Origin of the sequence: Bacillus sp. GbtcB14 (genome assembly GCF_019091205.1) — a bacterium.
Lineage (GTDB): Bacteria > Bacillota > Bacilli > Bacillales > Bacillaceae_G > Bacillus_A > Bacillus_A cereus_AG.
Map to the genome: position 1 here is coordinate 306,499 of NZ_JAGXJT010000002.1, position 25,569 is coordinate 332,067.

Below are 25,569 nucleotides of genomic sequence, written 5' to 3' on the forward strand. Positions count from 1 at the left end.
TCTTACTTTTTCATTAATTGCGCAAGTTTTTTGATACCTATTTCAATTTCTTCTAACGTTCCGTATGAATAGGATAGACGCAAAAATTGGTTTGCACTTCTATCATACAAAGTACCTGGATTTAATAAAATCTTTTCTTTCAATGCTTTGTCAAATAAGCTACGGTTCGAAACGGGTACATTCATATGTAACCAAATATAAAAACCACCTGACGGTTCATACCAAGTTGCTATATCATGACAGTATTTCTCTAACATTTGTATCATAAAATCTCTGCGTTTTTTTAACTTAGTTCTTACAAACTGTAAATGTTCATCATACAATCCATCTGCAAACCATTCCGCTGCAATTTGCTGGGATATAGAACTTGAACCATAATCTGTTTGCATTTTTATGTCTGCCAATCTTTGAATGACTGGCTCTGATCCAACAATCCATCCAATTCTTAATCCTGGACTAATGACTTTAGACATACTCCCGATATGTAGTACAATTCCGTTTTTATCATATGCTTTTAAAGGCTTTGAAACAGGCCCATCAAACCATAAGTCTTGATACACCGCGTCCTCTATAATAGGCAATCCAATTTCGTTACATATTTCCATCACTTCTATTCGTTTCTTTGCGTTCATACTAAAGTTCGTCGGATTATGAAAAGACGGAATTGTATATAAAATAGATGCATTAAATTGCTTCTTATATTTTGTAATATATGATGCATGTATACCATTCTCATCCATTGGTATTCCAATTAAACGCATTCCTGCAGATTGAAAAACGTTAAGCGAATATAAATAAGATGGTTTTTCTAATAAGATGGATGCCCCTTTTGGAAGAAGCCCCATAGAAATCAGTTGCAACGCTTGAATTGCTCCTGAAACAATTAATATAGAATCAGGAGTTACATATACACCATGTCCCTTTAAATAGTCCGCAATTTTCTTCCTTAAATAGAAATTCCCTTTCGGTTCTTCATACCCAAGTATCATGCTCGACTTTAAAAGCTTATTCATAATATCTTTCATCTTTTTTTCAGGTAAAAGACTTGGTGCGAGCTCACCTGTTCCTAAACGAATTACATGTGGATAAAATTCAGCTTGATTAATCTCTTGAATAGCAGGCAGATTCGGATAATGAAGTCCTGTTTCTACATAAGACTGCCAATTAGGCGGGGGTGCGTACGTTGAAGCATTATTATTTATAACAATTGTCCCTTTCCTTCCATTCCCTTCAATGTATCCCTTTGCCACTAACTCATCGAAAGCCATTACAATTGTACTCCGGTTTACCCCAAATGTATGTGCCAAATCTCTTTGTGAAGGTAATTTCGTTCCAATAGTCCATTCTCCATTAACGATTCTTTCTTTTATATACGTTTCTATTTGTTTATACAGAGGAGTTGTTAGAGACATATTCGGTTTCCAAACAAATCTTTCCATCATATCACCTTATATTCTTTTTGGTTGGTAACCTCCCCAACCATATGGATGGATACAAATTTTCATTTCTTCTATAAAATATACACTATCATAATGAAATAAAATAGGAGGTAATATGATGAGTGAAGCAATTATTCATGGTATCATTCTTGCATTTGGCCTAATCATTCCATTAGGTGTCCAAAATGTTTTCGTCTTTAACCAAGGTGCAAGCCAACCAAACATTTGGAGGGCAGCCCCTGTAATATTAACTGCCTCTATATGTGATACGTTACTCATATTGATTGCGGTGCAGGGTGTCTCCCTTGTACTCCTTACTTTTTCTTGGCTAACTAACACGTTATTTATAATTGGATTTTTCTTTCTCCTATATATGGGCTTTGTTGTTTGGAGAAGTAACCCTTCCAACGATATAAAACAAGAAAACAGCATGCCCTTAAAAAAGCAAATTCTTTTCGCTGCATCGGTTTCGTTATTAAATCCACATGCAATTTTAGATACAATCGGTGTAATTGGAACGAATTCTATTCAATACATAGGAAGTGAAAAATGGGCTTTCACACTTGCAACTATTATCGTTTCTTGGATTTGGTTTATAAGCTTAGCTTTAGCGGGGAAATTTTTAAAAAGAATAGACTCAACTGGAAAGACAATCGTATTATTAAATAAATTTTCGGGTCTCATCATTTGGGGTGTCGCACTTTATATGTTAACACAAGTTATGTATTCTTAATGAACGAAAGAGAATTGCATGATGTTCCATAAAACATCATGCAATTCTCTTACAAATTATGAAGTAGGTTCTGTTTTCTGTTTTACGGTCTTTGCATTTTTTGCTGGTTTAATCCAAATCATTGCTATAACAGCACCAATACCAGCGAAAATACTTGTTAAATAAAACACTTCATGGTCAGCACCTTTCATGAAAAAAGAATATAGAGGTGGTCCAGCTGCTACACCGATAAATCTCATGGAACTATAAAATGACGTAACTGTCCCCCTTTGCTCCTTTTCAATCCCTTGTGTAATTAGGGCGTCTAAACATGGGAGTGCCATACCAATTCCTATCCCCATAATAACGAGACAAAGAAGTAGTAAATAGATCCCTTTTATAAATAAAGGAATGATGACTGATGCAGCTGCCATTAAAAAACCAATATAAATACACTTCTTCATAACGTTTTGATTATCTCCAATTTTTTTACCGGCCATATATGAACTAAGTGATAGTACAAGTAACGGGATAGCAAGTACACAGCCTTTCCATATACCATGAATGTCATACTTTGATTCCAGTATCGTCGACAAATAAAAGAGAATTCCGAATAAAATAAGCATAATAATTGCACCTAATACAAAAATGGCAATTAACCATCTTCCCTTTTCTCGAAACGTAGAGATAATAGATTGAATAAACTCTTTAAGTGGTGGTACTTCTCCTTCTTGTTTCTTTGCCTTTACTAGAACAAGTAATAAAACAATTGATACTACGCATAAAACTGGAATCGCCCAAAATGGTAAGAACCATACAATGGCAGCAAGAGCAGATCCTAAAATAGGGCTCAGCACTTTTCCAAATGTATTGGATGTTTCAATGATTCCTAAACCTGCACTAACTTGTTTTTCATCTTTGTATAAATCACCAACACAAGGTATAACAACCGGCATTGCACCAGCTGCACCAATACCTTGAATCGCTCTACCAATCAGTATCCAAGTGTAGGGATTATCAACTTTCCATGATACCCAACCAGTTACTGCTCCGCCTATAGCCGCAATCAGCAAACTCGGAACCATTACCATTTTTCGTCCCCATCTATCTGATAAGTAACCAGCAATCGGTATAAGTAAAATGGCTACGATGGAGTAAATTGTAATTATCATGGATACTTGAAACGATGAAATATGTAATTTCTTTTCGATAGTCGGTAGGATTGGAATAAGCATTGAATTCCCTAATGTCATAACAAGTGGAACTGATGCAAGCGCAATTAAACAACAGTTTTCTTTTTTTAACATGTTGGCTTCGGAACCCTTTCATCGTATATTTCTTACCATATAATAGCCCTGGTGGAACGTAATTTTTCATTCCACCAGGGCTATTACATCTTTACTACTTCCCATTTGCAACAAAAGAAATTGGGGAAAATATAGTATTATTCCTATTCTTTGAATCCAGTTCGCAATATATCCATACCAATTAATTGAAAAAAAAAGAAAGGAAGAATCCTTCCTTTCTCCTATAACCTTCTACAATTAGCGAGTATATCCGCCACCAAGTTGTTGTTCTGCCATCGCTACTAGACGTTTTGTAATTTCACCGCCTACAGAACCGTTTGCACGTGAAGAAGTGTCAGCTCCAAGTTGTACACCAAACTCTTGTGCAATTTCATATTTCATTTGATCTAAAGCTGCTTGTGCTCCATGTGATGCTAATTGATTAGAATTACGATTTCTAGCCATTACCAATCACCTCCTTATTTATATATAAATTGTGTTAAATTTTAATTTAAATACATGGTAATTTTTGGTTATTTATATTTTTAAAAAAAGAGTCTCTACAATGAGAGACTCTTACATCATTTTATATTAAGAAGTTACTACTTCTAAATTTCTATTTGTTAATACTTTTATTTCTTCTTTTAATATATCCTTCGCATGATGTCCAAACCATTCGAGTGAAGCAAAATGGTCAGTATCTCTCACTTCCTGAATAATCTCATCATAATTTACCACACCTTCAAATAATGGAACCATACCAATTCGACTTCCCGCTGCTGCATATACATTATTAGGTTCAAATACATGTAAATAATCTGCTGACGATATATTCTTAAAATGATAATGTTGTATCCACGGCCTTAGTCGATGGAAACTGTCTATTGGATTTGCACCAGACTCCCATATATGAAGAAAATCAAGGTTTATTTTCAAATTCGGATGATTTACTTCCTTTAATAATTCTAAAGTAGAAGGCAACGTATCCGTTAACGTATTTGGATGTGTTTCTAAAAGTACATACATATTATGCTGAGCAAATAAATCACAAATGTTGCGAATTCGCTTTACGTACTCTTTCCTTTCCTGTTCCGAGAAATCTTCGCTTCCCTTTTGTCCAGCAAACGTACGAATTTTGTTCGTTTTAAACCAATTAGCTAGTATTGCAAGTTGTGCACATTTCTCTATCGTTTTTTCAAAATCTGCCGATAATGATATGTCTAAATAATCACTGATCATCGTAATTTCCAAGTTTTTATCCTTTAAACAATTCAATTCTCGTTCTGTCGTTTCATACTCTTGTATATACAAATTTTGTGCATGAGTCCCCCACAATTCAATGCCCTCAAAGCCGTTTTCATATGCAAATTGAACAATATCAGTAAATGAAATTAATTGATGACGAAAGGAAATAGTACATAACGAATATCTCATAGGTTTGAACTCCCTTATTTTAAATTCAGCTAGCTTTTTAATACGCTAAGACAGACTGGTTTTTTTCTATTTCTTTCCATAATAAAAACTGTCTCTCTAATTCAGCCTTAATTTGCAGTTCAATTGCATTCATTTCATCCAACTTTTCAACAATTGATAATAACATACCTTTATTATTCGTCATTGCCATTTTAATTGCACGATACTGTACATTTGTAAATCCTTGTACAATATCTTCTATCCGATCACACCAATAATCAAATTCTTGCTCCGAATATTGCAACGTTTCACGGAAGTATGCAAAGGCATGTTCATAACTATATTTACGAATTGCAAGTACTGGTATTTGTTTGACTGCCGCTACAAGACCAGAAAGCGAATAGCCTTCTTCTTCATTTGCCATTTTTATAATTAAATTTTTCAGCTCCATAGTCAGTTCATTGTCGTTTCTTTTAAAAGTTTCTATGAAATAACTTGCTACCATTTCTTCTGTTGGCTCCTGAATTTCTTCTATATCAATGAAATACCCTCCACCAAATGGGTTATCTTGAACAGAGTGAAGCACTTTTTCTCTTTCCATATTCCCTTCCCAGCGAAAATCAGGATCTAGCATGAACCATTCTTCTTCTTTCTCCGTCTTTGATATCATCAAATAATGCGGAAACGGTTTTTGATGGAATTTATTTTCCCTCTCTGGCAATAGAGACATATCTACCATTACAATGACATAGCGATTCTCTGGCTTATTTTCTACTAATTGTAAAAACGTTTCTACATTGTTATCCTTATCTTTTGCATGATCATACCATTCGTTCACTTTCATGCCATACAACTTTTCATACCATAATAAATAATTATCATGGTTAATATTTTCGGAGTGATACGATATAATACCGCCTTCTGTTATATCAAAATCTCCGTCCCATAGTCCAAAATAAAAGGGACGAAAATCTATATCGCTACGCCTTTTTATAATTTCGCAAAAACAACTCACTAAACAGTGCACTTTAATTGAAGTCACATTCTCATCCACTTTCCTAAAGATTAATTATTCACATTTACTTCATATACCGGCTGTAACTCCTCCATAAAATCAAGTAAAGATCCTACAGTAAGAAATGCTTTTGGGTCTACCTCATCCTCTGGAACGCATAGCTTTAAATCCATTTCTATGTAAACTATGAGTTGTAACATCATTACCGAATCTATATATAAATCTTGGTTCAAACGCATCATTTCTTCTAAATGCGTAACGTTTTTGAGTTCCATCTTACCTGTCATAATTTTCAACACTTCATTTTTTAACGTTTCACGTCTCATGCTGTAACCTCTCCCATCTCTAGTAACTTTCTACTTACTTTTCCAGTTTTATTTTTCGGGATTTCAGTTACACTTTCAATCTCATGCGGAACTTTATAAGATGGTAAATGCTGCATACACCATTCTCTTATTCGCACTGGATCAATATGAGAAATTACTTTCGCTTTAACAATTTCGCCCATTACGGGATGTTTCCCTCGATATACAATTGCCTCTTGCACACCTTCTAATCGAAGTATTATTTCTTCTACCTCTATCGGAAAGACTTTTAATCCTGAAACGTTAATCACATCATCCATGCGTCCCATAAAATGAAGACCACGCTCAGATTTATATCCCAAATCTTTCGTAAAAATTTTCTTATCGTTCATTTCCACTACGATTTCTTCAGGCATATTTTCATCTGAACCTACGCTTATACTCGCATGAGGTAGTGGATTTCCTAAATCTAAATGGCTTTTCATATCATGACATATACTAATACAACCTGCTTCAGAACAACCGTATTGCTGCATCATATATGTTGTCGTTTCTTTTAGTTTATAAAACAATGCTTCTGGCAAAGGCGCTCCAGATGTCATAATTTTATGAAACTGAAACGTTCCTTGCGGGAAACTCCCCATAATATGTAACATAAGTGGTACCGCATATATGATATGTTTTTTTGTATTGCGAACTATATTTAATGCGAATTTAGGATTTTTATTCGTAATGATGATAGGTTTGCTTCCCCGCGTAATTGCAGATAACGTACCACATATTAATCCGTATGAATGTGAAACAGGAGCCATAACGATCGGCACTTCATCTACTTCACAGTTTAAAGCTTCATTATAAGCAGTAATTTCTGTATCCACTTCCGTCCATGCTCTACGAATCAGTTTCGGTGCTCCTGTTGTTCCAGAACTATATTGCAATAAAGAGGGCTCTTCTAGTAAATCGTTCACTACTTCTAATTTCGTAAAATCGCTATATTCTCCATATAAAATCCCGGTACAATTTGCACGCTTTGCCATTTCAATAGCCGTTTCTTTTGGTGTATCTTCATGTATAAGTAATACTGAGGCTGTCTTTTCTTTTAAGAAAAACACAAGCGTAATAATATCGAATGGATCTTTCAGACAAAGCGCAAATCTATTTCCTGCCGCTTCTTGAAATTGTTCCGTTTCCTCATAAACTTGTAATTTCAAATCAAAATCACTTTTGCTATACTCTTGTTTATTAACGATTAGCATAATTTCCCCCTGTAACAACTGATTTTTGTTTGTTAAGTTGTCTTGCTCTATACAATGGATTTGGAACTTCATGAACAAGCGATTCCACATCCATATATAATCGACGCTTCGTTAATTGCTCAGCATAGAATGTAGGAGTGTATAGCTGAATACTTTCAAATCTATCTTTCAAGTGTGGATATTTTCTAAAATGATTTTCAATTTCTTCGACCACTATTATCCAAAAACTTGCTTCTTTCCAATCATATTCATCCGCAAGTATGAAAGCTAATTCTCCTATATTAAATAAGAACAGTGCATCTAGTACCATCTCTTGTAAACATCCAATACGATCCATTTCAAAGAAATCATTCATTTTTCCATTTGCATATGTTTTATGCATTTTAGTAAAATCCGGACATTTATTCATTTCTTTTAAGAATGGACGATAAAACTCAAGTCCTTCATGGAAATCCTTTAATGCAATACGGACAGGTAGCCCTTCTTTATGAACTAAAATCATATTTTGTCCGTGTGATTCTAGCGCAATCCCATACTCTACAACAAGATGTATAACTGGTATGATCGCTTTTTGAATCAGTAATCGTAGCCAATTTTCTATCCCATATTTGTTTAACCATGCATCAATAACTGGTGTTCCGTCTTTCTCCTTTGCATATAAGCCGTTAAAGGGAACCGCATCCTCTTGCTCATCTAAATATGTATGAACGCTTTCACGCCAAATGCATCCTAATGAACCATATGTGGCTTTCTTATTCGTATCATACGTTACACTCGAAAATTCCTTTAACAAAATAATGCGCGATTCATCCCTTAAATAAGAATCCTGACTTACGACATCACTTAACCAATTCGATATAGCTGGTGCACTCACAACTGAATATGGTTTCAGCGTACGGAGTGTTGAAGTGTTAAGTATGTTCAGCGATAACTTTACATATGGTCTCTTTGGATTCGTAACATTTCTTAACGTCCTCATCGATTGTTGCGCGCAATAATTATCCACTGATTGTCCTAAATAAATTATATTTTTATCCTGTATATGATCAGCGTAATTTGGAATGATAAAATTCTCCCACTGCCAAGGATGAACAGGTATAAACACGTACTGTTTTGGATTACATCCCGCACTGTGAATTCGTTCCATATACATTTCTAATGTATGCGCGCCTATCTCACCTTTTAAAATATTGTCATAGATCATTTCATTTTCATAACCTACAGTCGCATATTTCTTATGAGCTGCAATCCATATGAGTCTTATTGGCCTCATAAATTCATATCCATATTGAAAATTGTCACGATATTGAAACCCAATGCGCGCTTTATAGCTAGGATGATATGGATGACCGTCTATTAAATGGCTTTCAAAGTCATCATACAATCTTTGGGTATATTTCACCTTATTATGTCTTTCATATTGTGCAATCGTGTCTTTAAATATCGTTTGTTCTAATTCATGAATAAAAGAATCTAATTTCGTTTTTTCCACGTTAACAACTCGAAAAACTTCTTCCAAAAATTGTGAGACTGATTGTATTTCTTGTTTTTCCTCTTGAACTCTTACTATTAATGAATCTATAGAGATACGTCCAAATGTCATTCGTTCTCTTCCGTAACATTCGTACGTGGCACTTTTGTTGTCTTCATCAAGTCCTTGTATAAGAAAAAGAATTTGTTCTTCGTTTTCAATGCGAACTGGTGTAATGATCCCCTCATAAATTAACGATTCTACTAATTGACGTAACACTCTTCTTCGCACTGAAATGTAATCTTCTGATTCGAGCGCTTTCAATATTCTCGTATGATACATATCCACTCTCATAACTCCCTCCGCCTTACGAAAAAATACCATTATTTGTATTACGTGAAATTTTAACGTTATTTATGAACGAACAGCCACTTCTCTAACGAGCGGATTCTGTACCTGTACGTAAATTGCTTGTTCTAAAGGATTACTTAACTCATCGACATCGAAAAATCTCGTTAATAAATTTGCTTTACATGCCAACTTATCCTCTTCTAACAATTCTCTTAAAAAGGTAGAAGGTTCACGGTTATAAGGAAGGAACGATTCAAGTACAGATCTTAATTCAGAGAGAAGAAATTCCTCCTTAATTAATCCTGCTGTGCCAAAACCGTTAATGAGACCAAACATATGATTAAAAATTAAGTAGTAACGAAATCTCTCATCTACAATATAATCGTCATATAAATTTCCAGTACGCTCTCCAATGCCAGCCAACTCATTATGAAGCATCTCTTTCATTGAATTACAGAAATAAAACCCTTGATTATCACGGAAATAATATTTGACCGGATAACCATCCTTTAGCTGAACAACGCTATTTTGCTGATGCGCTTCTAATGCAACACCATAACGTAAGTACATCCATACCATCGGCTTTAAAGAAATATTCATATATCGTCTAAACCAATCTAAACTTACTTCTTCACAGCTTCTACCTTCTAAATCTGCTAGTCGATGAATAATATTCGATAAACGAGTACGTTCCCCAGGTATAGCATCTTGCACTAATCCAGCAATTAAAGTAGCGTCATTTGCATGTTCACTATAAAAAGGATTCTCTCGTATAATTACTTCAAATCCAGATTCTTTTGCCCCGTAATGTAATGTAATAAATGCTGGATCACAAATAAAATCAAAACCTGGAAACTTCTCTAACACTTCACCAATTGCTGTATTTAGCATTTCCTTTCCTTCAAGACCACTCTCTAGTTCCTTCAATTTATTAATACGCATTGAATTTGTTACTTTTACTGGAAATGAAAACTTAAGCATATATTTTGATTGAGGATGATATAACGTCCTAAGTGATGATGTTGCCATATAATACTTACCGACAGGGCCGATATATTCAAGTACTCCTTGATCTATCCAATCCTGTACGTATGATTGGTGTAATAGCCATTCTGCCTGAAGCGGATGAATTGGAAGTAATGAATATTCATCTTCATTACAATACTTCGATATAAATTCTTTACAAACCATCTCATCATTACGTAACTCTTCTTTTAAAATTACTGTTGTAGAATCTAACAATAATGATTTTTCATTTACTATATTTTTATGTGCCCTAAAATAATGAAGCTGACATTCTCCTTTTAATTCTGGAGAATACATTGCGCTTTTCCATTCCAAAATACCTTGTCTACTCTTTGGGGTTGGATGCGTTAAATGTCCAAATAATAAAGATTGCTCCGCTTCTATAAAGGATGTATGGAAACCGTATAATGCAGATGTATCTTCTATTCTCTCCTTTGTAAATTCTTCAATATTTTGACAACTACGAATAACTCGAAGCATAAGTTCAGCAGGATTCGTCCCTTCTCCGTAGTTGATAGACATCTCTTTTATTAAGAATGTAATAACTGTAACGTAATCTGCTTTTATAACATTCTTATTTTCTCCCATTTGATAATAAAATTGTTCTCCAAACAAATGGCGATCTGTTGCTGATTTATATATAACTTCTCCATACAAAGTAATGTTTTGTGCCGATAACCGACAGCATAAATAAGTAGAGCAAGTATCTCGTTGAAATGAATGGTAGAAAATATCCTCTATCCTTTTATCCTCTGTAATCCATTCTCCACTTCCTGTTTCTCTTAAATAACAATTTAAAAAACTTTGTATTGTTGCATGTTCCGCGATTTGTTTCGCATGCTGCATACTTGTCCTCCTCTTTATATGAACACTATCGAAATTTCATATTACAATCTATAATTGAATATCGTTATCAATTAAAATTCTAATTGAATATCATTATCAATTCAATAGTTTATTTCAGAATTTTTGAATCCGAATAAATATTTCTTTTTTTCAGCCTTTCTTTAATCTAATTAAAAATACACAAGAAAAATTCTCACTTTCAAACTACATACTTACTTTTTTCATTAGTAATTCCCTTCGAAATAGTTAAACAAAAGAGGTATACCTAATTTGGTATACCTCTTTCAAATAATAAGTTTACATAATAATATTATTTATATTTCTCCAACAATACGCTGTTTCTTCTATATTTAGTCTTTTTAAAAATTTCGTGTCAATTTTTTCTGGATTATATTTTTCATAAAACTTTTTAGAAGGATTATTCGTAACAACCCATACTAAAAGTGATTGCATATCATTGTTTATACATTCCGATAGTAAAGCTTGAAATAACTTTTGTCCTATTTTCATTCCTTGATACTCTTGTAAAAGGTAGATCGCATATAATTCCCCGTCACAATTATATGCACCACTTCTTTCCACTCCCCCGTCAATGAATCCAATTATCGTTCCATCTAACGCCTCTGATACAAATCTATATTGGTATTTATCTTCTTGCTGAAAAATGTTTTCCCATTGTTTTTCTCGTTGCTCATATGTTATATTTTCTAAAATTTCGTCAGCAAATATCCCTTTATACGTTGTTTTCCAGCTATCAACATGCACCTTCGCTATACCTGGTATATCATCTTTTATTGCTCTTCTAATATGTATTTCCATCATTTCTCCCCCTTGTTATTCATCATTATATCAATTTATTCCCTTAAAAATCCAAATAAAAAAAGAGTGAATTCACTTCACTCTTTTTTTCACAATTATCTACTTTCCACTTCAACTGAAACAACACGATCAATCTCTTTCAGGGAACTATATAACTCTGTTGTATATAAATCTTCTGGAGCTAAAATAACCATTTCCAGTTGCTGAAATGCTCCACTATCTATATCTTTAATTTTCACTCGTTTCACATGCATACCTAAATTTTTGATTTGCTTAAATATACCATCTAACTCATGATGCTCTTTTACAGTAATTTTTATAGATAAATCCTTTTGTCTTAATGAATACGGACCTGCGATTTTCACAAGTTGTGGAAGTACGTTAATTGCTAAAATAATTAAAATCATAGCAACCGTCGCTTGTAAATAAAATCCCGCCCCAATTGCTATACCTAAAGCTGACGCAGCCCACACCATAGAAGCTGTCGTTAATCCAGAAATAACGTCATTACTTCTTCGTAAAATAACACCTGCCCCAAGAAAACCAATCCCACTCACAATTTGAGCAGCTAGACGCATTGGATCCATATTTGTATGCCCTGGAACAGAATATACATGTACGGCTTCAATTGAAACCATCGTAATTAAACAACTTGCTACAGAAATAACCATACTTGTTTTCACACCAAGCGGTTTATTCTTTAGCTGCCTATCTATCCCGATGAATAATCCTAAAAAGAGTGCTAAACCTAATTTGAGTAAAAATTCATATGACATATTTCCATTCTCCTTACTTTACAATGTTTCCCTTGGAATAATTCACTATAACTCTTTTATGATATCAATTCCAGCCTTTTCTATTCATTTAACGTAAAAAGCCGAAAAAACATTTGTAACGATGTTTCTCCGGCTTTTTATTATGCTTAAGATTCTTCTTTATTTCTGATTTTTAATCTTAATCTCTGCATCTTTGTAGAATGCTAACTTACTGTCATTATACTCTTTTGTAAAATTGTTAAATTGCTCTTTTGATTTTTGTGCTTCCACAGTTGATTCATTAACAGCTTTAACTTTTTCGCCAATCTCTTTTAATTTCGTTTCTTTTACTTTTAATTTTTCATACAGTTCTTTTTCAGTCGCTAACGCCTTCGTATAATTTTCATTCATCTTCTGGAATGCATCATAACGGTTTTTATACGACTCTTCTACTGCTTTCGCTTGTTTTTGTAACTTCTTATCTTCAAGCTTCTCTATATTTCCTTGTACAGATTTCGTTTCTTTCTGAGCTTTTTCTAGCATTTCTTTCTCAGTTTTTAATACTTTTTCACGGTCATCTACATTTGCAGTAGCTTGCTCTATCTTCTTCATAACAGCTTCATTATGATCTTTACCTTCTTGTAAAATTTGAGAATATAGCTCTTGACCTTCCTTCTCTAACTTCTCTAACTTCTTCGCTTCATCAACTAATGATTTTTCTTGTGTTGCTGCTGTTTCAAAAGCTGTATAAAGATTTTCTTCTGGTTTTTCACCGAAACAACCTGTTAATAGTCCTACTGATAGTGCTCCAACTACTGCTACTTTTCCATACTTCAACGTTCATTCCTCCATTACATACGGTTATCATGCCAGAAATTCACTGGGAAGTGACTCTCTTCATGATAAGCTTCAAACTCATAACCCTTTTCTTTTAACCCTTTTAAAATTGCTGGCACAGCAGCAACTGATTGTGGGTGAATGTCATGCATTAAAATAACTTCCTGTGGTTTTGTTGCATGTGTTATTACGTTTTGAGCAATTTGTGCTGCCGCTGCATCAACTTGCACTTTGTTATATTTCCAGTCTAATGAATCAATTGTCCAATCCCATACTTTAAAACCGCCCTCTACCACTTTATTTCGAAGACCTTCATTTAATCCAGGCATCGAACCGTATGGTGGACGTGTTAATTTAGGTGATTTTCCAATAATATTTGCGATTAAGCTTTGATCTTCTTTCATTTCATTTACATACTCGCCATTTTTATATAACTTTGCAAAATTATGTGTCATACTATGCATACCTACATAATGACCTTCTGCATCTTCACGTTTCACTAAATCCGGAAATTCTTTTACATTCGCTCCAATTAAAAAGAACGTCGCCTTCGCATCATGCTGTTTTAACATATTTAACAATTCAGCCGTATATTTCCCTGGGCCATCATCAAATGTAAGATAAGCAACTTTTCTTTCTTTCCCATTAAAACGACTTGGTGCCGTTTTATTCATTTCTACTTTCGGTTGTTCACTTGCAAGCTGTACTACGTTTTCTTGTTTTGCAACAGCCTTTGCTGGTGAAGTAATGGATTGAAACATGAAATACCCAATAGCTACTGCTGCAATCGCTATTAAAACGACTACTACTCGTTTAATTTTAAAAGCTTTTTCCATTCTATCTAATTCCTCTCCCTATTAATCTTATATATAAATCACCCAATATAATTATACATCTATTTATTTTATTACACTATATAAACAGACCTATATATGTATTATAATGGGAGTTTTATCAAAATGGTTGTTCCGATTCCTTCTTTACTTATAAAACTAAGTGTACCTCCATGAAGATCTACCATTTTTTTTACGATAGCTAAACCAAGACCGGCACCTGTAGCATTGTTATTAATCTGGTAAAATGGCTGTTCTATATATGATAAATGCTCTTTAGCAATTCCAATCCCTTCGTCTTTCACCTTGATTACTGCTTGTCCTTCATTTTTAGTCGCTTCAATGTGGATTGTACCTTTTTCATGTGAATATTTAATAGCATTTTGAACAATATTCAAGAAAATTTGTTTTAGCCTATTTCGATCTCCCATCAATTCAATTCTTTCTATCGTATTAATAAATTGAATTTGTTTCTCTTCAGCGTTAGGAGTTAATTGCCAAATCGTCTCCTCTAGTATATCGTATATTTGTACCTTTTGTTTATATAAATTGAAATGATTTGATTGTAATCTTGAAAAATCTAGCAATTCTTCTACTAAATGAATCAATCGGTCTGTCTCACCTGATATAATTCCCATACCTTGCTTTATCTCTTCTTCCGTTAAATGATCTATCGTTTTTAACGTCTCACTCCAACCTTTAATTCCAGTTAAAGGCGTTCGTATTTCATGAGAAATCGAAGCAATGAATTCATTTTTCATCTGTTCCGCTTTTTCTATTTTATTAGACATATGATTTAAACTATGTGCTAACTCACCTAACTCACCAGGATAATCCTCTTTAATTTTCTTCTTTAATGTACCTTCTGCAATTTGTGAAGAAGCATGAATAATAGATTCGATTGGTTTAACAAATGAATTCGCTAATCGTCTACTGATTAAGAATACAATTCCTGAAATAACAATACCTACAGAAATAGTAAACATAATGATTTCGATAATCTTTGCATTTACATTCGTTAAAACAGTCGTATATTTCAAAACACCTATCGTTTGTCCTTGATGAATAAGTGGACTAATCACTTCTAATTGTTTCACATTTTCTTTCGTAGTAGTCACTTGATGGTACATTTCTCCTTCTAGTAACGAATACGGAATAATTACTTTACCTTCGACCTTTTGTCCACTTGACGACTGTATAATCGTACCATGTCGATCAATTAATTGTAATTCAGTTCCTTCTAACTGAAAGCTCTCAATTATATCCCCGCTGTATTCTTGCAAACGAATAAAGTATAGGGAATTGTATTCAGAGAAAAATCGTGTACTTGTCTTCGCATGAGATTCTATATATTGCACAATACCATTATAATAATATCGATAAATGGAGACTGAAAATACGACTTCAAATAATACAAGCATAAGTATAATGACCGTCATAAAATATAAAGTCACTTTTCTTTTCATCTTATACTTTCCTTCCACACATATCCTTTTCCCCACACAGTAAGAATAAATTCAGGTTCTGATGGATTACATTCTATCTTTTGACGTAACCGCCTCATATTTACATCTACTACTTTCGTCTCACCTACATAATTCGTTCCCCAAATCATATTTAAAATTTCATCACGTGAAACCGGCTTTGAAGCCTGATTCATTAAATACTGTAATATCATATACTCTGTAGGGGTTAAATCAACTAATTGTCCACTTTTATATAATCTTTCTTCTATAACATGTAACGAAAACGGGCCAGATGTGATTGTATTCACTTGTTCATCATGTACTTCTATTCTTCTTAATAACGATTGTATACGTGCAGTTAATTCCACTGGACTAAACGGCTTTGCGATATAATCATCTGCACCAATTCCTAATCCTTGTACCTTATCTTCATCTTGTACACGTGCGGTTAACATAATAATACCGATTTTTTTATTTTCTTCCCGGATAGCTTTACAAACTTGAAAACCATCAATTCCCGGTAACATTACATCGAGCAATGCTACATCAACAGTATGTTCACATAAAATCTGTAACGCCTCTTCTCCCTTACTTGCTTCTAATACATCAAATCCAGCACGTTTCAAATTTAAGACAATAAAACTACGAATAGGCATTTCATCTTCTAAGACTAAAATTGTTGGCATAATTTCCACCTCCCTACTCTTGTTGATAATCCGCTAGCGGTTTTACATATGCTTTTACTTTTTCAAAATGTGGTTGTTTCGGTACGGCATATACGTGAGAAGCCGTTTTGACTGCTGCCTCGTATCCTTTTATTTTGAACCATTCTTTCCGCTTAAATATATGGACTTCAAGCCATAGTTCATTTGTCGTAGTATCTATAAATTTTTGAACATCTGATGCTTCTTCCTGAACTGGAACAGTTATTTTTCCAATTAACGTTTGCGGGATTTTGACAAAATAACCTTTCTCTATATTTACATATCTTTCTTCTATCGGTCTAACCTCATCTTCACTCCACTGAATATAACGTTCAAACATCGTACTCTCTCCGTACGATACCTCTTCCCAACCTTTTGGACGCACTGTACGAACAAATTCAATAATGCCGTCTTCATTAATATCTTTGCTCTCCACTACATAATCATTGAATAAATCTTCTTTCCCATCTATAAGTAGTGTCTCATAATGATTCTTATCAAATTTTGCTACATACGTTATCCCTGAATGAGCGCCAACTCCTGCATCAATTACAACCGCCTTTAGTGATTTAGAAATACGCCCCATTTGTATTCTTTGAATGCTATTTATAAATGGATCGAATGATACTTCAGATAAAGTTTTAAATTGTTCCATGAACTCAACTGTCAACTTCTCATCTTTTTCATACGTAACAAGGCTTATATCTTTCAGTCCATTTTTATTTAGATCCTCTATGAATAACTTCGTATAACTTCGATTATATATTTCCTTCATATCTTCATTTTCTTCCGAAAAAACATACATAACATGTTCTAACGATTCACGATTGACAGAAATTCCGATTAATAACTCTCGCTTCCCGTTCCCTGTAAAATCACCGACTTCAACGATATCTACATCTCCACCATCAAATCTATGCGTGGACTTTACTTTCCAGCCATTTCCGATTTCTTCATAGACAGCTAAATATACGCTATGATCTTCATTCGGTAATTTATAAAATAAGATGGCTTCTTTCTTATTATCTTGTTTAAAATCCATTGACCAAATCATCTGTTTATCTTTATTAGACATTGGAGTAAGCAATCGATAAGTAACAGGCAAATCTTTATCTATTTGCTCTTTTAGTTCATTAATCCATTTTTCATTGGCAGGAGCACCCATTAAACTTGTTGGAGCTTCAGACATTTTACATCCAGTCAACATAAAAATGATTCCCATAATGCCTATCCATTTCTGCATATGATATCTTTCCTTATTACAGATTTTCAATATTTCTCTTTACTTTTTGCTTCTCCAATATTCTCATACATATGAGTATAATTTTTCTAAAATAAAAAATCGTTACAGAAAAGTTACAAATCCATTTCCATAAAAAAAGATTGGCCTCCGCCAATCTTTTTTACTATTCGTTTCGAACTGATTTTGGCGTTACACCTAGATGTTGATTCAACTTATTTGAAATATCTTTTACATTTTTTTCATTTGGAATGTAATAATAAATACCACCAATACGTTTATCCGTTCCTTCTATTTGCATCTTTTCCATTTGCAGATCTGATCCTGCCATATTTTTCGTAATAGCAAGCATATCATCAAATGTTAAATTTGTTTTCATATTTTTATCAACTGCATCAAGTAAAGAGCCCATTTTACTAATAGATTGAACAGACATTGCTTTTTTCGCAATTGCTTCAATTACAAGTTGTTGTCTTTGACCACGCATTGTATCACTGTCAATTTTACGCGTTCTCGCAAGTGCAAGTGCTTGCTCTCCATTTAAATGTTGGAAACCTTTTTCTAAATGGATCATACCTGCTTGGTCTTTACTATCTTGTTCTGTGAAAGTAACCGGTACATCAATATCGATACCACCAAGCGAATCTACAATTTGTACAAATGACTCGAAGTTAAACTTCACATAATAATCAACTGGAACATTTAAAAATCGTTCCACTGTATCTCGTGTACTTTCAACACCACCAAATACGTGTGCGTGTGTAATTTTATCTAATTTTTTTCTAGATGGAATATAAACACGTGAATCACGTGGAATACTTACTAATTTAACTGACTTATCATCTTTATTAATTGTCGCTAATAAAAGTGCATCTGTCCGAACTGCTTCGCCGTATTGGCTTTTTCTCATTTCACTTCCGTCTACACCCATGATTAATATTGAAATATTATCCTTTAAAGGTTCAACTTCTTTATCACGCTTTGATGACTTATCAATTTTTGCATACGCATCACTTACAACAGCTTTTGCTTTGTTATATATAAACGATCCATATCCTACGCCTCCAAAAATAAGTAGGAAAAATGGAATTAAAATGAACCATTTTATTGACTTTCGTTTAGAACGTTTTTTATTGCTTCTCGTGTTTTGTTCTAATTCAGAGCTCATGTTCATTCTCCTCTCTTTCTCTTTTCCTAGTATAATGTATGTCTAGTAATCTTCATATTGAATTTCCTTTCAATCACCTTACATTTTTGTAAGGTTACATCATGAATCCAATATGTATTCCATTTCACATTATACTCTCGTGCTTATTTTTGGCAAGTCACTGTTTATCAACTTCAAAAATTCAACACTTCAAAACATTCAAATTCACAGATTTATCATTCTGTTATTTACAGGTAGTAAGAGGCTCGAATTTCAGTAAGAATAAAAGTCAAATTTTTGCCGTAAAAGCTCGATTAAAGGCTAATAATCAGTGAGAGATGAACACCCCCACTGATTAAAGTTTCACCTTATTATTTCTCATTTGGTGTGTATATCATTTGCTTCCCATTATTATTAATTAAAGCTGATTTTGCTTGTATTTTCGTTTTTTCTATTTCTACATCTTTATTTGAAAAATTCACAATAATTTTAATATCTTTTCCATATGAAGCAGATTGTACTAGCTTATCTTCTGACAGATATACAAAGTTCGTCATTTCTTCTTTTACTGCTTTTTCATGAACTTCATTCCAAACTTTCAGATGCTGTGTAATTTCTTTTTTATGCTTATTCCACTCTACTTCATCTAAATGGTACAACGGAGGAACATTATACAATAACTCATATAACATACGATTTCCAACTTCATCTTTCACCTTCAAACTTCCCCATTCCCAATGGTGCGTTGTAATAACGGAATCGTTGTATACTAATTTATATAATGGTACCGAATATACTGGATTTAAATATACTTGTTTATATTCTTCTTTCAACGGTACTTGTTTTGCATATTTTTCGGGAACATTTTGATTTGGTGACCAATATCCACCTACATAATACGGGCTTGTTTTGTTTTTTCTCATATCTTCATCGTCCCATTTAATTACAGGTGTTTCAATTCCATGAGCAAATGCAATCGTACTACTCGCAAAATCATTTCCGCCCTCAGAGCCAACTACCATACCTTTTTCTTGTGCAATATAATCCATTCGTTTTAATCTTGCTTGTAAATCTTGTTCTTGTGTCGTTAAATGTTTTGTTGAATAATCATCATAAATTTCGCCCGTCGCGTCACAATCAATAAACCATGAATTATATTTAGGGCCATTTTGTAATATATCATTCATTCGTTCTTTTACACTAGGAAGTGATAATGTCGGATTTAATTTTCGCCCTCTACCTAAAAACCCTTGTACCTTTTCTCCATTTTTCTTAGTTACAGTAGCCTCTTCGTATAATGATGGATCATTAAAGGAAGCTGTGTTCCAATTTTTATCACCTTTTTCGTGAATGGAATGATAAGAATCATACGGACCAACTAAATATCCCATTTTCTTAGCTTCTGTAACAAAATTAGGTTGCATATATCCTTGTTCCCAGTTCGGTAGACCAATCCACGCCTTGTCTATCCCGGCCTCTTTCATTTCCTTTATAATATCCGTTCCATCTGCATTACCCCATTTACTTACTTCTTCAACTGCATCACCGAGTACTGACTTTAGTAAATGTTTATTTAAGCTATACAGCTCTGTCTTCGATAAGTGATCTACACCTTTCTTTACTAACACACTAGCTTCCTGATCAACTTTCGGGAAAATATCATCTTTATACAATTCCTTCATTGATAATGCTTCGTTTACATAACGCAAAATAACATTTTTTTGATACTTATCAATGAAATCTTGTTTACTTACTTGTTCAAATACATTCAGCTCCCCAGGCTCTGAACTATTCTTTTGAATAAGCTCTTTTATATGGCTAAACAGCGGACTATTTATTTGCTCCCTTAGCTTTGGCCAATTTACATTACTTTCTGATAAACCATTTTGATTCCAAAAATAAAAATGACCTGCACCGTAAAGTTTTTCAATTTCTTTATTTTTTCTTGCCTTCTCTTGTAATGTTTTAAATTCACCTTTTTCAATAATATTGTCCTTGTATAGTTTTGCGATACTTACTGCATCATTATTTGTCACATATAATTGAAAGCCATATGTTTTATTTTTATTTATACTCGGGAATTCATGTGTAAAATCAAACCCTATTTTCGGATCTGAATGAAATTTCAATTCATTATTAAACATATTATTCGCAATATATACGATCGAATATTTAGAACCATTTAATGCAAAAAACTTCATAGAAAATGATTCAGCAAATGAATATGCATCATCCTTTAAAAACTTCTTCCAATTCTCATCATTACTTGGAATTTGCTTACCTTCCCATAACGGAAGTGTATAATTTTCAGCTTGTACTTTCGGCCATGTAAAACTTTCTGCACCAGTCGATTCCACTTCAATATTTAAGTGATCTTTTTTCTTTTCTAGATTCACTTTTACTTTTTGATCTGGATATTCCCAAGATGTGCGATCCTTGTCTTTTTTTACATTCGACACCTTCATTTTCGGTAACGGCTGTGACGCCTGTTCTTTTACACCATCATGTTCTACGGTTAACGTGAAAGTCTCTGGATTTACATCGTAAGTAAACTCTTTATACGTCGCTTTCTTTATTTTAGACTCTTGTACAGCATTGCTACCTTTTACATCGCACCCGACTAAAGTCGAAAGTGACATAGTTGTAAGAAGACATATTGCTATCATTTTTTTCATCTTCTGCACCTCCACCACTGAATATACAGGTGCTTTGTTACAGGAATGTGGCAAAAATCCGACTTTGAAATAGAATCACGTTCTGTTTGAGTAAAGTTGCAACAGCACATGAAATTACGCTAAAACAGAATTCTATTTGTATCGACGTTTTGATAAAGAATATCGACTTAGCTGCAAAATATGAAATTAATATCCTACCTATTAATAAAAAGCCGTCCCAAAAACCTTTGGGAACAGCTCTCTTAAAAGTATAATATTAAGTTCATTTCCACTAATTATAACTTCAAATAACTCCAGATTTCTTCACCTGAAAAAGTAACTGTATATAATATACCCTAGAACTAGCACTAAAATTACTAGCGCTGTACCTTTCCAATTCATACCACCTGTCATATCAACTGGACTACCTGATTCAGCTCTGTTTAATCCATCCTTTAAAGAACCGGTAGGGTTATTTTTCAATTCACTTTGCCTTATACGCTCTCTTTTTTCTTCTGGTGACTCTTTCTTCATACGATCACCTCCAAATGAATACACACTTTACTAAATTATACATTATTACTTTTCTTTTATATGCCAACTGAAAAGATATTTACAACAAAAAAAGCTAGCAATGCTAGCTTTTTATAGCCCTATATGTTCTTCTTTATTTACAGTAATTCCTCTATGATCGATTTCTAGCTCACACACTTTCATAGACGTAAATACTCTCGCTAATTGCTCAGCAATTTCTTGACGTTTATCATATGGCGTTAATATAAAAATGGATGGACCTGCACCACTAAGCGCTGTGCCGTATGCGCCAAACTCTTTTGCACATTTACGAATTGAGGGTAATAGCGGTACGAGTTCTAAACGATACGGCTCGTGAAAATGATCTCTTTCCATCATTTCCCCTACAACTTCCCACTTCTTTTGACAAAACGCAGCTACTAATACGTTGCTGATTGCACTAGCCTTAACTGCTTCATGAAACGGAAACATATCTGGTAATACAGATCGGCTTTCCTCTGTATTTAACTCTTCATTCGGAATAAGAGAAATTACGCCTAATTCCTTACTTTCAATTCTTACAACCGAAACGTTCTTTCCATCAAGTGCTCCGATTACAGTTCCTCCTAATATAGAAGCCGCAACATTATCTGGATGCCCTTCAAAATTTGTTGCAATTTGAACTTTTTGATCAGTCGTTAAGTTCAAATTGCCAAGTTGATTCGCAAGCTCTATCCCTGCTACAATTGCTGATGCACTACTTCCTAGTCCTCTTGTTAGTGGGATATTACTAGTAACTTCTATTATATAGGGTGATAAAGTAGGACTCACTTTACATGCCGTGCTAACGATTAAATTTTTATCATCCGTCGGAATTGAATCATCAAAGGAATGGATTACTTGCCATTTATCAGCTTTCTCTTTTACTACTACATTTAAATATAATGACAAAGCTATTCCTACTGAATCAAATCCAGGTCCAACATTCGCTGTACTAGCAGGAACACGAATACTTAATGGTATCACGACATAATCACCCCTTTAATATGTTCTTTAATTTGTTCTATATTATTTGAAACACTTGCAATGTCTAATGTATTAGAAGAAATTGCGATATCAGGATCTTTCAAGCCGTTTCCAGTTAAAACTGTAACAACTGTCTCTCCTTTTTTGATTTTTCCAGATTGAACATGTTTAATTACACCTGCTAATGAAGCATTTGATCCTGGCTCAGCGAAAACTCCTTCCGTTTTTGCTAATAATCTATACGCATCTAATATTTCTTCATCTGATACCATATCTATTTCACCGTGAGACTGTTCAGCAGCCTCTACTGCATATGGCCAACTTGCGGGGTTACCGATACGAATCGCTGTTGCAATTGTTTCAGGTTCTTCAATGACATGTCCTTTTACAATAGCAGCTGCTCCTTCCGCTTCAAATCCGTGAATTCTCGGCTTCTTATAGCCTTTTTCTTTCTCATATTCACAGAAACCTTTCCAGTATGCTGTAATATTCCCTGCATTCCCAACAGGAATAGCGAGAACATCTGGCGCTTTTTGCAATTGGTCACAAATTTCAAATGCCGCTGTTTTTTGCCCTTCAATTCGGTACGGATTCACTGAGTTTACTAATGTAATCGGCTCTTCCGCAGCAATATTTCTTACAGCCTTAAGTGCATCATCAAAATTTCCTTCTATTGAAATGATTTCAGCTCCGTAAGCGACTGCTTGCGCTAATTTTCCATGTGCAATCTTTCCTTCCGGGATTACGATTATACATTTCATTCCAAGGCGTGCCGCGTATGCTGCAGCCGATGCCGAAGTATTACCTGTTGATGCACAAATAATTGCTTCCGAACCTTCTTCTTTCGCCTTCGCAACAGCCATTACCATACCACGATCTTTAAAAGAACCTGTCGGATTCGCACCTTCGTACTTACCGTATAACTGAATCCCTAATTGTTTTGATATATTTAATAGCGGAATAAGAGGTGTATTTCCTTCCATTAAGCTAACATCAGGTGTATTTTCATTCACCGGTAAATAAGAAGCATACTGTTTTAATAATCCTTTATACATATTGTTTTTCCTCCTCAATAATGTAATAACTGTTTATTTCACTTGCGACATTTTCTATCGCTCCTAGAACCCGTTCAAATTGATACTTTGAAGTTTGATGTGTCACAACAACGACTTCTGCAAGTTCACGATTTAAAGGTAATTGAATAACTTCTTTTAAACTTACAGAATAATTAACGAAACATTCTGTTACTTTTTGCAACATCCCAGGTTCATCTCGTAATGAAATACGTAAGAAATATTTTGAAACGACTTCTTCATCCCCCTGTAATTCATACGGTTCTGGTTCTTTTAATGCACTTTTATTTTTCTGAACTTGATTCATATTTTTAACGATTGAAATAATATCACTTACTACAGCAGAACCAGTCGGCAATTTCCCAGCTCCAGGTCCGTAAAACATTACTTCTCCTACCGCTTGACCGTGAACATATACTGCATTAAATTCATTATTTACATTCGATAATGGATGATGGCTTGGTAAAAGTGTCGGTTCTACACTTAAATGAATGGCTGATCCTTGTTTCTCTGCTTTCCCAATTAATTTCATAGTAAATCCTAATTTTTCTGCCATTTGTAAATCTTCTTTTTCGACCTTTCGAATCCCTCTTACTTGTACATCATCTAAAGAAACATTCATCGAAAAACCTAAGTTTGCAAGAATCGCTACCTTTCTCGCCGCATCTAGCCCATCTACATCTGCTGTTGGATCTGATTCTGCAAAGCCTAATTTTTGTGCTTCTTGTAAAGCCTCCTCATAAGACCAGCCTTTTTGACTCATCTTTGTTAACATATAATTTGTTGTTCCATTTACAATTCCCATTATTTTTTCAATTTGATCTGAAGCTAATCCGTCTGTTAATCCTCTTAACACCGGAATACCGCCTGCTACACTTGCTTCATAACATAAATCACAATCATTATCGTTCGCCAGTTGGAGAAGCTCTGCACCGTATACAGCCATTAAATCTTTATTTGCTGTTACGACATGTTTCTTATTTCGTAAAGCCTTAACAATATGTTGCTTTGCTTCTTCAATTCCGCCCATTACCTCTACTACAATATCAATATTTGAATCATTTAGAACTTCATCGACATTACTTGTTACTACGATTCCATCAATACAAACATCACGTTCTTTTTCCAAATCACGTACAACGACTGTCTTTACTTTCACTTCATATCCTGTATCAAGAGCGATTTTTTTATAATGTTCCTTCAAAATATGAACAACACCACTTCCGACCGTACCTAAACCTAATACCCCAACATTAATAACATTATTCATCTTCTAATCTCCTCCTAGAATTTTATTTTTCGCTTCTATCAATCACCTTGCTCTGCCATTTTCCCGTGCAGGTGGTGGTTATTTCCGTACGTACAAATCGTTTCATGTTACA

23 protein-coding genes are annotated in these 25,569 nt (G+C 34.1%); 1 reads left to right on the forward strand and 22 read right to left on the reverse strand.

What is annotated here, in order from left to right; all coding sequences use genetic code 11:
- Positions 1-2 precede the first annotated feature (2 nt).
- A complete protein-coding gene (gene pdxR, locus KVT31_RS06570) occupies positions 3-1,439 on the reverse strand; it encodes a MocR-like pyridoxine biosynthesis transcription factor PdxR (protein WP_088096090.1) in 1,437 nt (478 codons plus the stop codon).
- 118 nt (positions 1,440-1,557) lie between these two features.
- Here pdxR and KVT31_RS06575 point away from each other — a divergent pair, with 118 nt between their 5' ends.
- Positions 1,558-2,172, forward strand: a complete 615-nt coding sequence (locus KVT31_RS06575) for a LysE/ArgO family amino acid transporter (protein ID WP_088096089.1) — start codon at positions 1,558-1,560, stop codon at positions 2,170-2,172.
- A 56-nt stretch (positions 2,173-2,228) separates the two neighbouring features.
- Here the strand turns inward: KVT31_RS06575 and bcbE are convergent, their stop codons facing one another.
- The 21 genes from bcbE to KVT31_RS06680 form a co-directional block, all read right to left on the reverse strand.
- Positions 2,229-3,458: a bacillibactin exporter BcbE gene (gene bcbE / locus KVT31_RS06580; protein WP_088096088.1), complete on the reverse strand. Its 1,230-nt coding sequence runs from the start codon at positions 3,456-3,458 to the stop codon at positions 2,229-2,231.
- 237 nt (positions 3,459-3,695) lie between these two features.
- A complete protein-coding gene (locus KVT31_RS06585) occupies positions 3,696-3,902 on the reverse strand; it encodes an alpha/beta-type small acid-soluble spore protein (RefSeq protein WP_000113545.1) in 207 nt (68 codons plus the stop codon).
- 126 nt (positions 3,903-4,028) lie between these two features.
- Positions 4,029-4,871, reverse strand: a complete 843-nt coding sequence (locus KVT31_RS06590; protein WP_088096087.1) for a sugar phosphate isomerase/epimerase family protein — start codon at positions 4,869-4,871, stop codon at positions 4,029-4,031.
- A gap of 37 nt (positions 4,872-4,908) precedes the next feature.
- Positions 4,909-5,892: a petrobactin biosynthesis protein AsbE gene (gene asbE, locus KVT31_RS06595; RefSeq protein WP_140392427.1), complete on the reverse strand. Its 984-nt coding sequence runs from the start codon at positions 5,890-5,892 to the stop codon at positions 4,909-4,911.
- Between the two features lie 23 nt (positions 5,893-5,915).
- Positions 5,916-6,191 carry a petrobactin biosynthesis protein AsbD gene (gene asbD / locus KVT31_RS06600; RefSeq protein WP_088096085.1) on the reverse strand — a complete coding sequence of 92 codons (276 nt, stop codon included), beginning with the start codon at positions 6,189-6,191 and terminating at the stop codon, positions 5,916-5,918.
- The gene (locus tag KVT31_RS06605) at positions 6,188-7,426 is read right to left on the reverse strand and encodes an AMP-binding protein (RefSeq protein ID WP_088096084.1); all 1,239 of its coding nucleotides are present in this window, start codon (positions 7,424-7,426) and stop codon (positions 6,188-6,190) included. The genes asbD and KVT31_RS06605 overlap by 4 nt, the downstream gene beginning before the upstream one ends.
- Entirely contained in the window at positions 7,413-9,251 is a 1,839-nt protein-coding gene (locus tag KVT31_RS06610) for an IucA/IucC family protein (protein ID WP_140392426.1), read from the reverse strand. Before KVT31_RS06610 ends, KVT31_RS06605 begins: the two co-directional genes overlap by 14 nt.
- A gap of 60 nt (positions 9,252-9,311) precedes the next feature.
- The gene (gene asbA, locus KVT31_RS06615; RefSeq protein WP_088096083.1) at positions 9,312-11,120 is read right to left on the reverse strand and encodes a petrobactin biosynthesis protein AsbA; all 1,809 of its coding nucleotides are present in this window, start codon (positions 11,118-11,120) and stop codon (positions 9,312-9,314) included.
- A 297-nt stretch (positions 11,121-11,417) separates the two neighbouring features.
- The gene (locus tag KVT31_RS06620) at positions 11,418-11,939 is read right to left on the reverse strand and encodes a GNAT family N-acetyltransferase (protein ID WP_140392425.1); all 522 of its coding nucleotides are present in this window, start codon (positions 11,937-11,939) and stop codon (positions 11,418-11,420) included.
- A gap of 95 nt (positions 11,940-12,034) precedes the next feature.
- A complete protein-coding gene (locus KVT31_RS06625; protein WP_000119503.1) occupies positions 12,035-12,715 on the reverse strand; it encodes an MgtC/SapB family protein in 681 nt (226 codons plus the stop codon).
- Positions 12,716-12,874: 159 nt separating this feature from the next.
- Entirely contained in the window at positions 12,875-13,531 is a 657-nt protein-coding gene (locus KVT31_RS06630) for a YkyA family protein (RefSeq protein ID WP_088096081.1), read from the reverse strand.
- A gap of 14 nt (positions 13,532-13,545) precedes the next feature.
- Positions 13,546-14,367 (reverse strand): peptidoglycan-N-acetylglucosamine deacetylase, encoded by an 822-nt coding sequence (locus KVT31_RS06635; protein WP_088096080.1) that lies wholly within the window; start codon positions 14,365-14,367, stop codon positions 13,546-13,548.
- Positions 14,368-14,468: 101 nt separating this feature from the next.
- The gene (locus KVT31_RS06640) at positions 14,469-15,830 is read right to left on the reverse strand and encodes a sensor histidine kinase (RefSeq protein WP_088096216.1); all 1,362 of its coding nucleotides are present in this window, start codon (positions 15,828-15,830) and stop codon (positions 14,469-14,471) included.
- Entirely contained in the window at positions 15,827-16,516 is a 690-nt protein-coding gene (locus tag KVT31_RS06645; RefSeq protein WP_088096079.1) for a response regulator transcription factor, read from the reverse strand. Before KVT31_RS06645 ends, KVT31_RS06640 begins: the two co-directional genes overlap by 4 nt.
- A 13-nt stretch (positions 16,517-16,529) precedes the next feature.
- Entirely contained in the window at positions 16,530-17,777 is a 1,248-nt protein-coding gene (locus KVT31_RS06650) for a hypothetical protein (RefSeq protein ID WP_088096078.1), read from the reverse strand.
- Between the two features lie 163 nt (positions 17,778-17,940).
- Complete coding sequence (locus tag KVT31_RS06655) at positions 17,941-18,942, reverse strand: LCP family protein (RefSeq protein WP_088096077.1); 1,002 nt, start codon at positions 18,940-18,942, stop codon at positions 17,941-17,943.
- Positions 18,943-19,292: 350 nt separating this feature from the next.
- On the reverse strand, positions 19,293-21,596 hold the full coding sequence (locus KVT31_RS06660; RefSeq protein ID WP_088096076.1) for a glycoside hydrolase: 2,304 nt from the start codon (positions 21,594-21,596) through the stop codon (positions 19,293-19,295).
- A gap of 303 nt (positions 21,597-21,899) precedes the next feature.
- Positions 21,900-22,109 carry a DUF6366 family protein gene (locus KVT31_RS06665; RefSeq protein WP_088096075.1) on the reverse strand — a complete coding sequence of 70 codons (210 nt, stop codon included), beginning with the start codon at positions 22,107-22,109 and terminating at the stop codon, positions 21,900-21,902.
- Positions 22,110-22,220: 111 nt separating this feature from the next.
- Positions 22,221-23,114: a homoserine kinase gene (gene thrB / locus KVT31_RS06670; protein ID WP_088096074.1), complete on the reverse strand. Its 894-nt coding sequence runs from the start codon at positions 23,112-23,114 to the stop codon at positions 22,221-22,223.
- Complete coding sequence (gene thrC / locus KVT31_RS06675) at positions 23,111-24,169, reverse strand: threonine synthase (RefSeq protein ID WP_088096073.1); 1,059 nt, start codon at positions 24,167-24,169, stop codon at positions 23,111-23,113. Before thrC ends, thrB begins: the two co-directional genes overlap by 4 nt.
- Positions 24,162-25,457 carry a homoserine dehydrogenase gene (locus tag KVT31_RS06680; RefSeq protein WP_088096072.1) on the reverse strand — a complete coding sequence of 432 codons (1,296 nt, stop codon included), beginning with the start codon at positions 25,455-25,457 and terminating at the stop codon, positions 24,162-24,164. Before KVT31_RS06680 ends, thrC begins: the two co-directional genes overlap by 8 nt.
- Positions 25,458-25,569 lie beyond the last annotated feature (112 nt).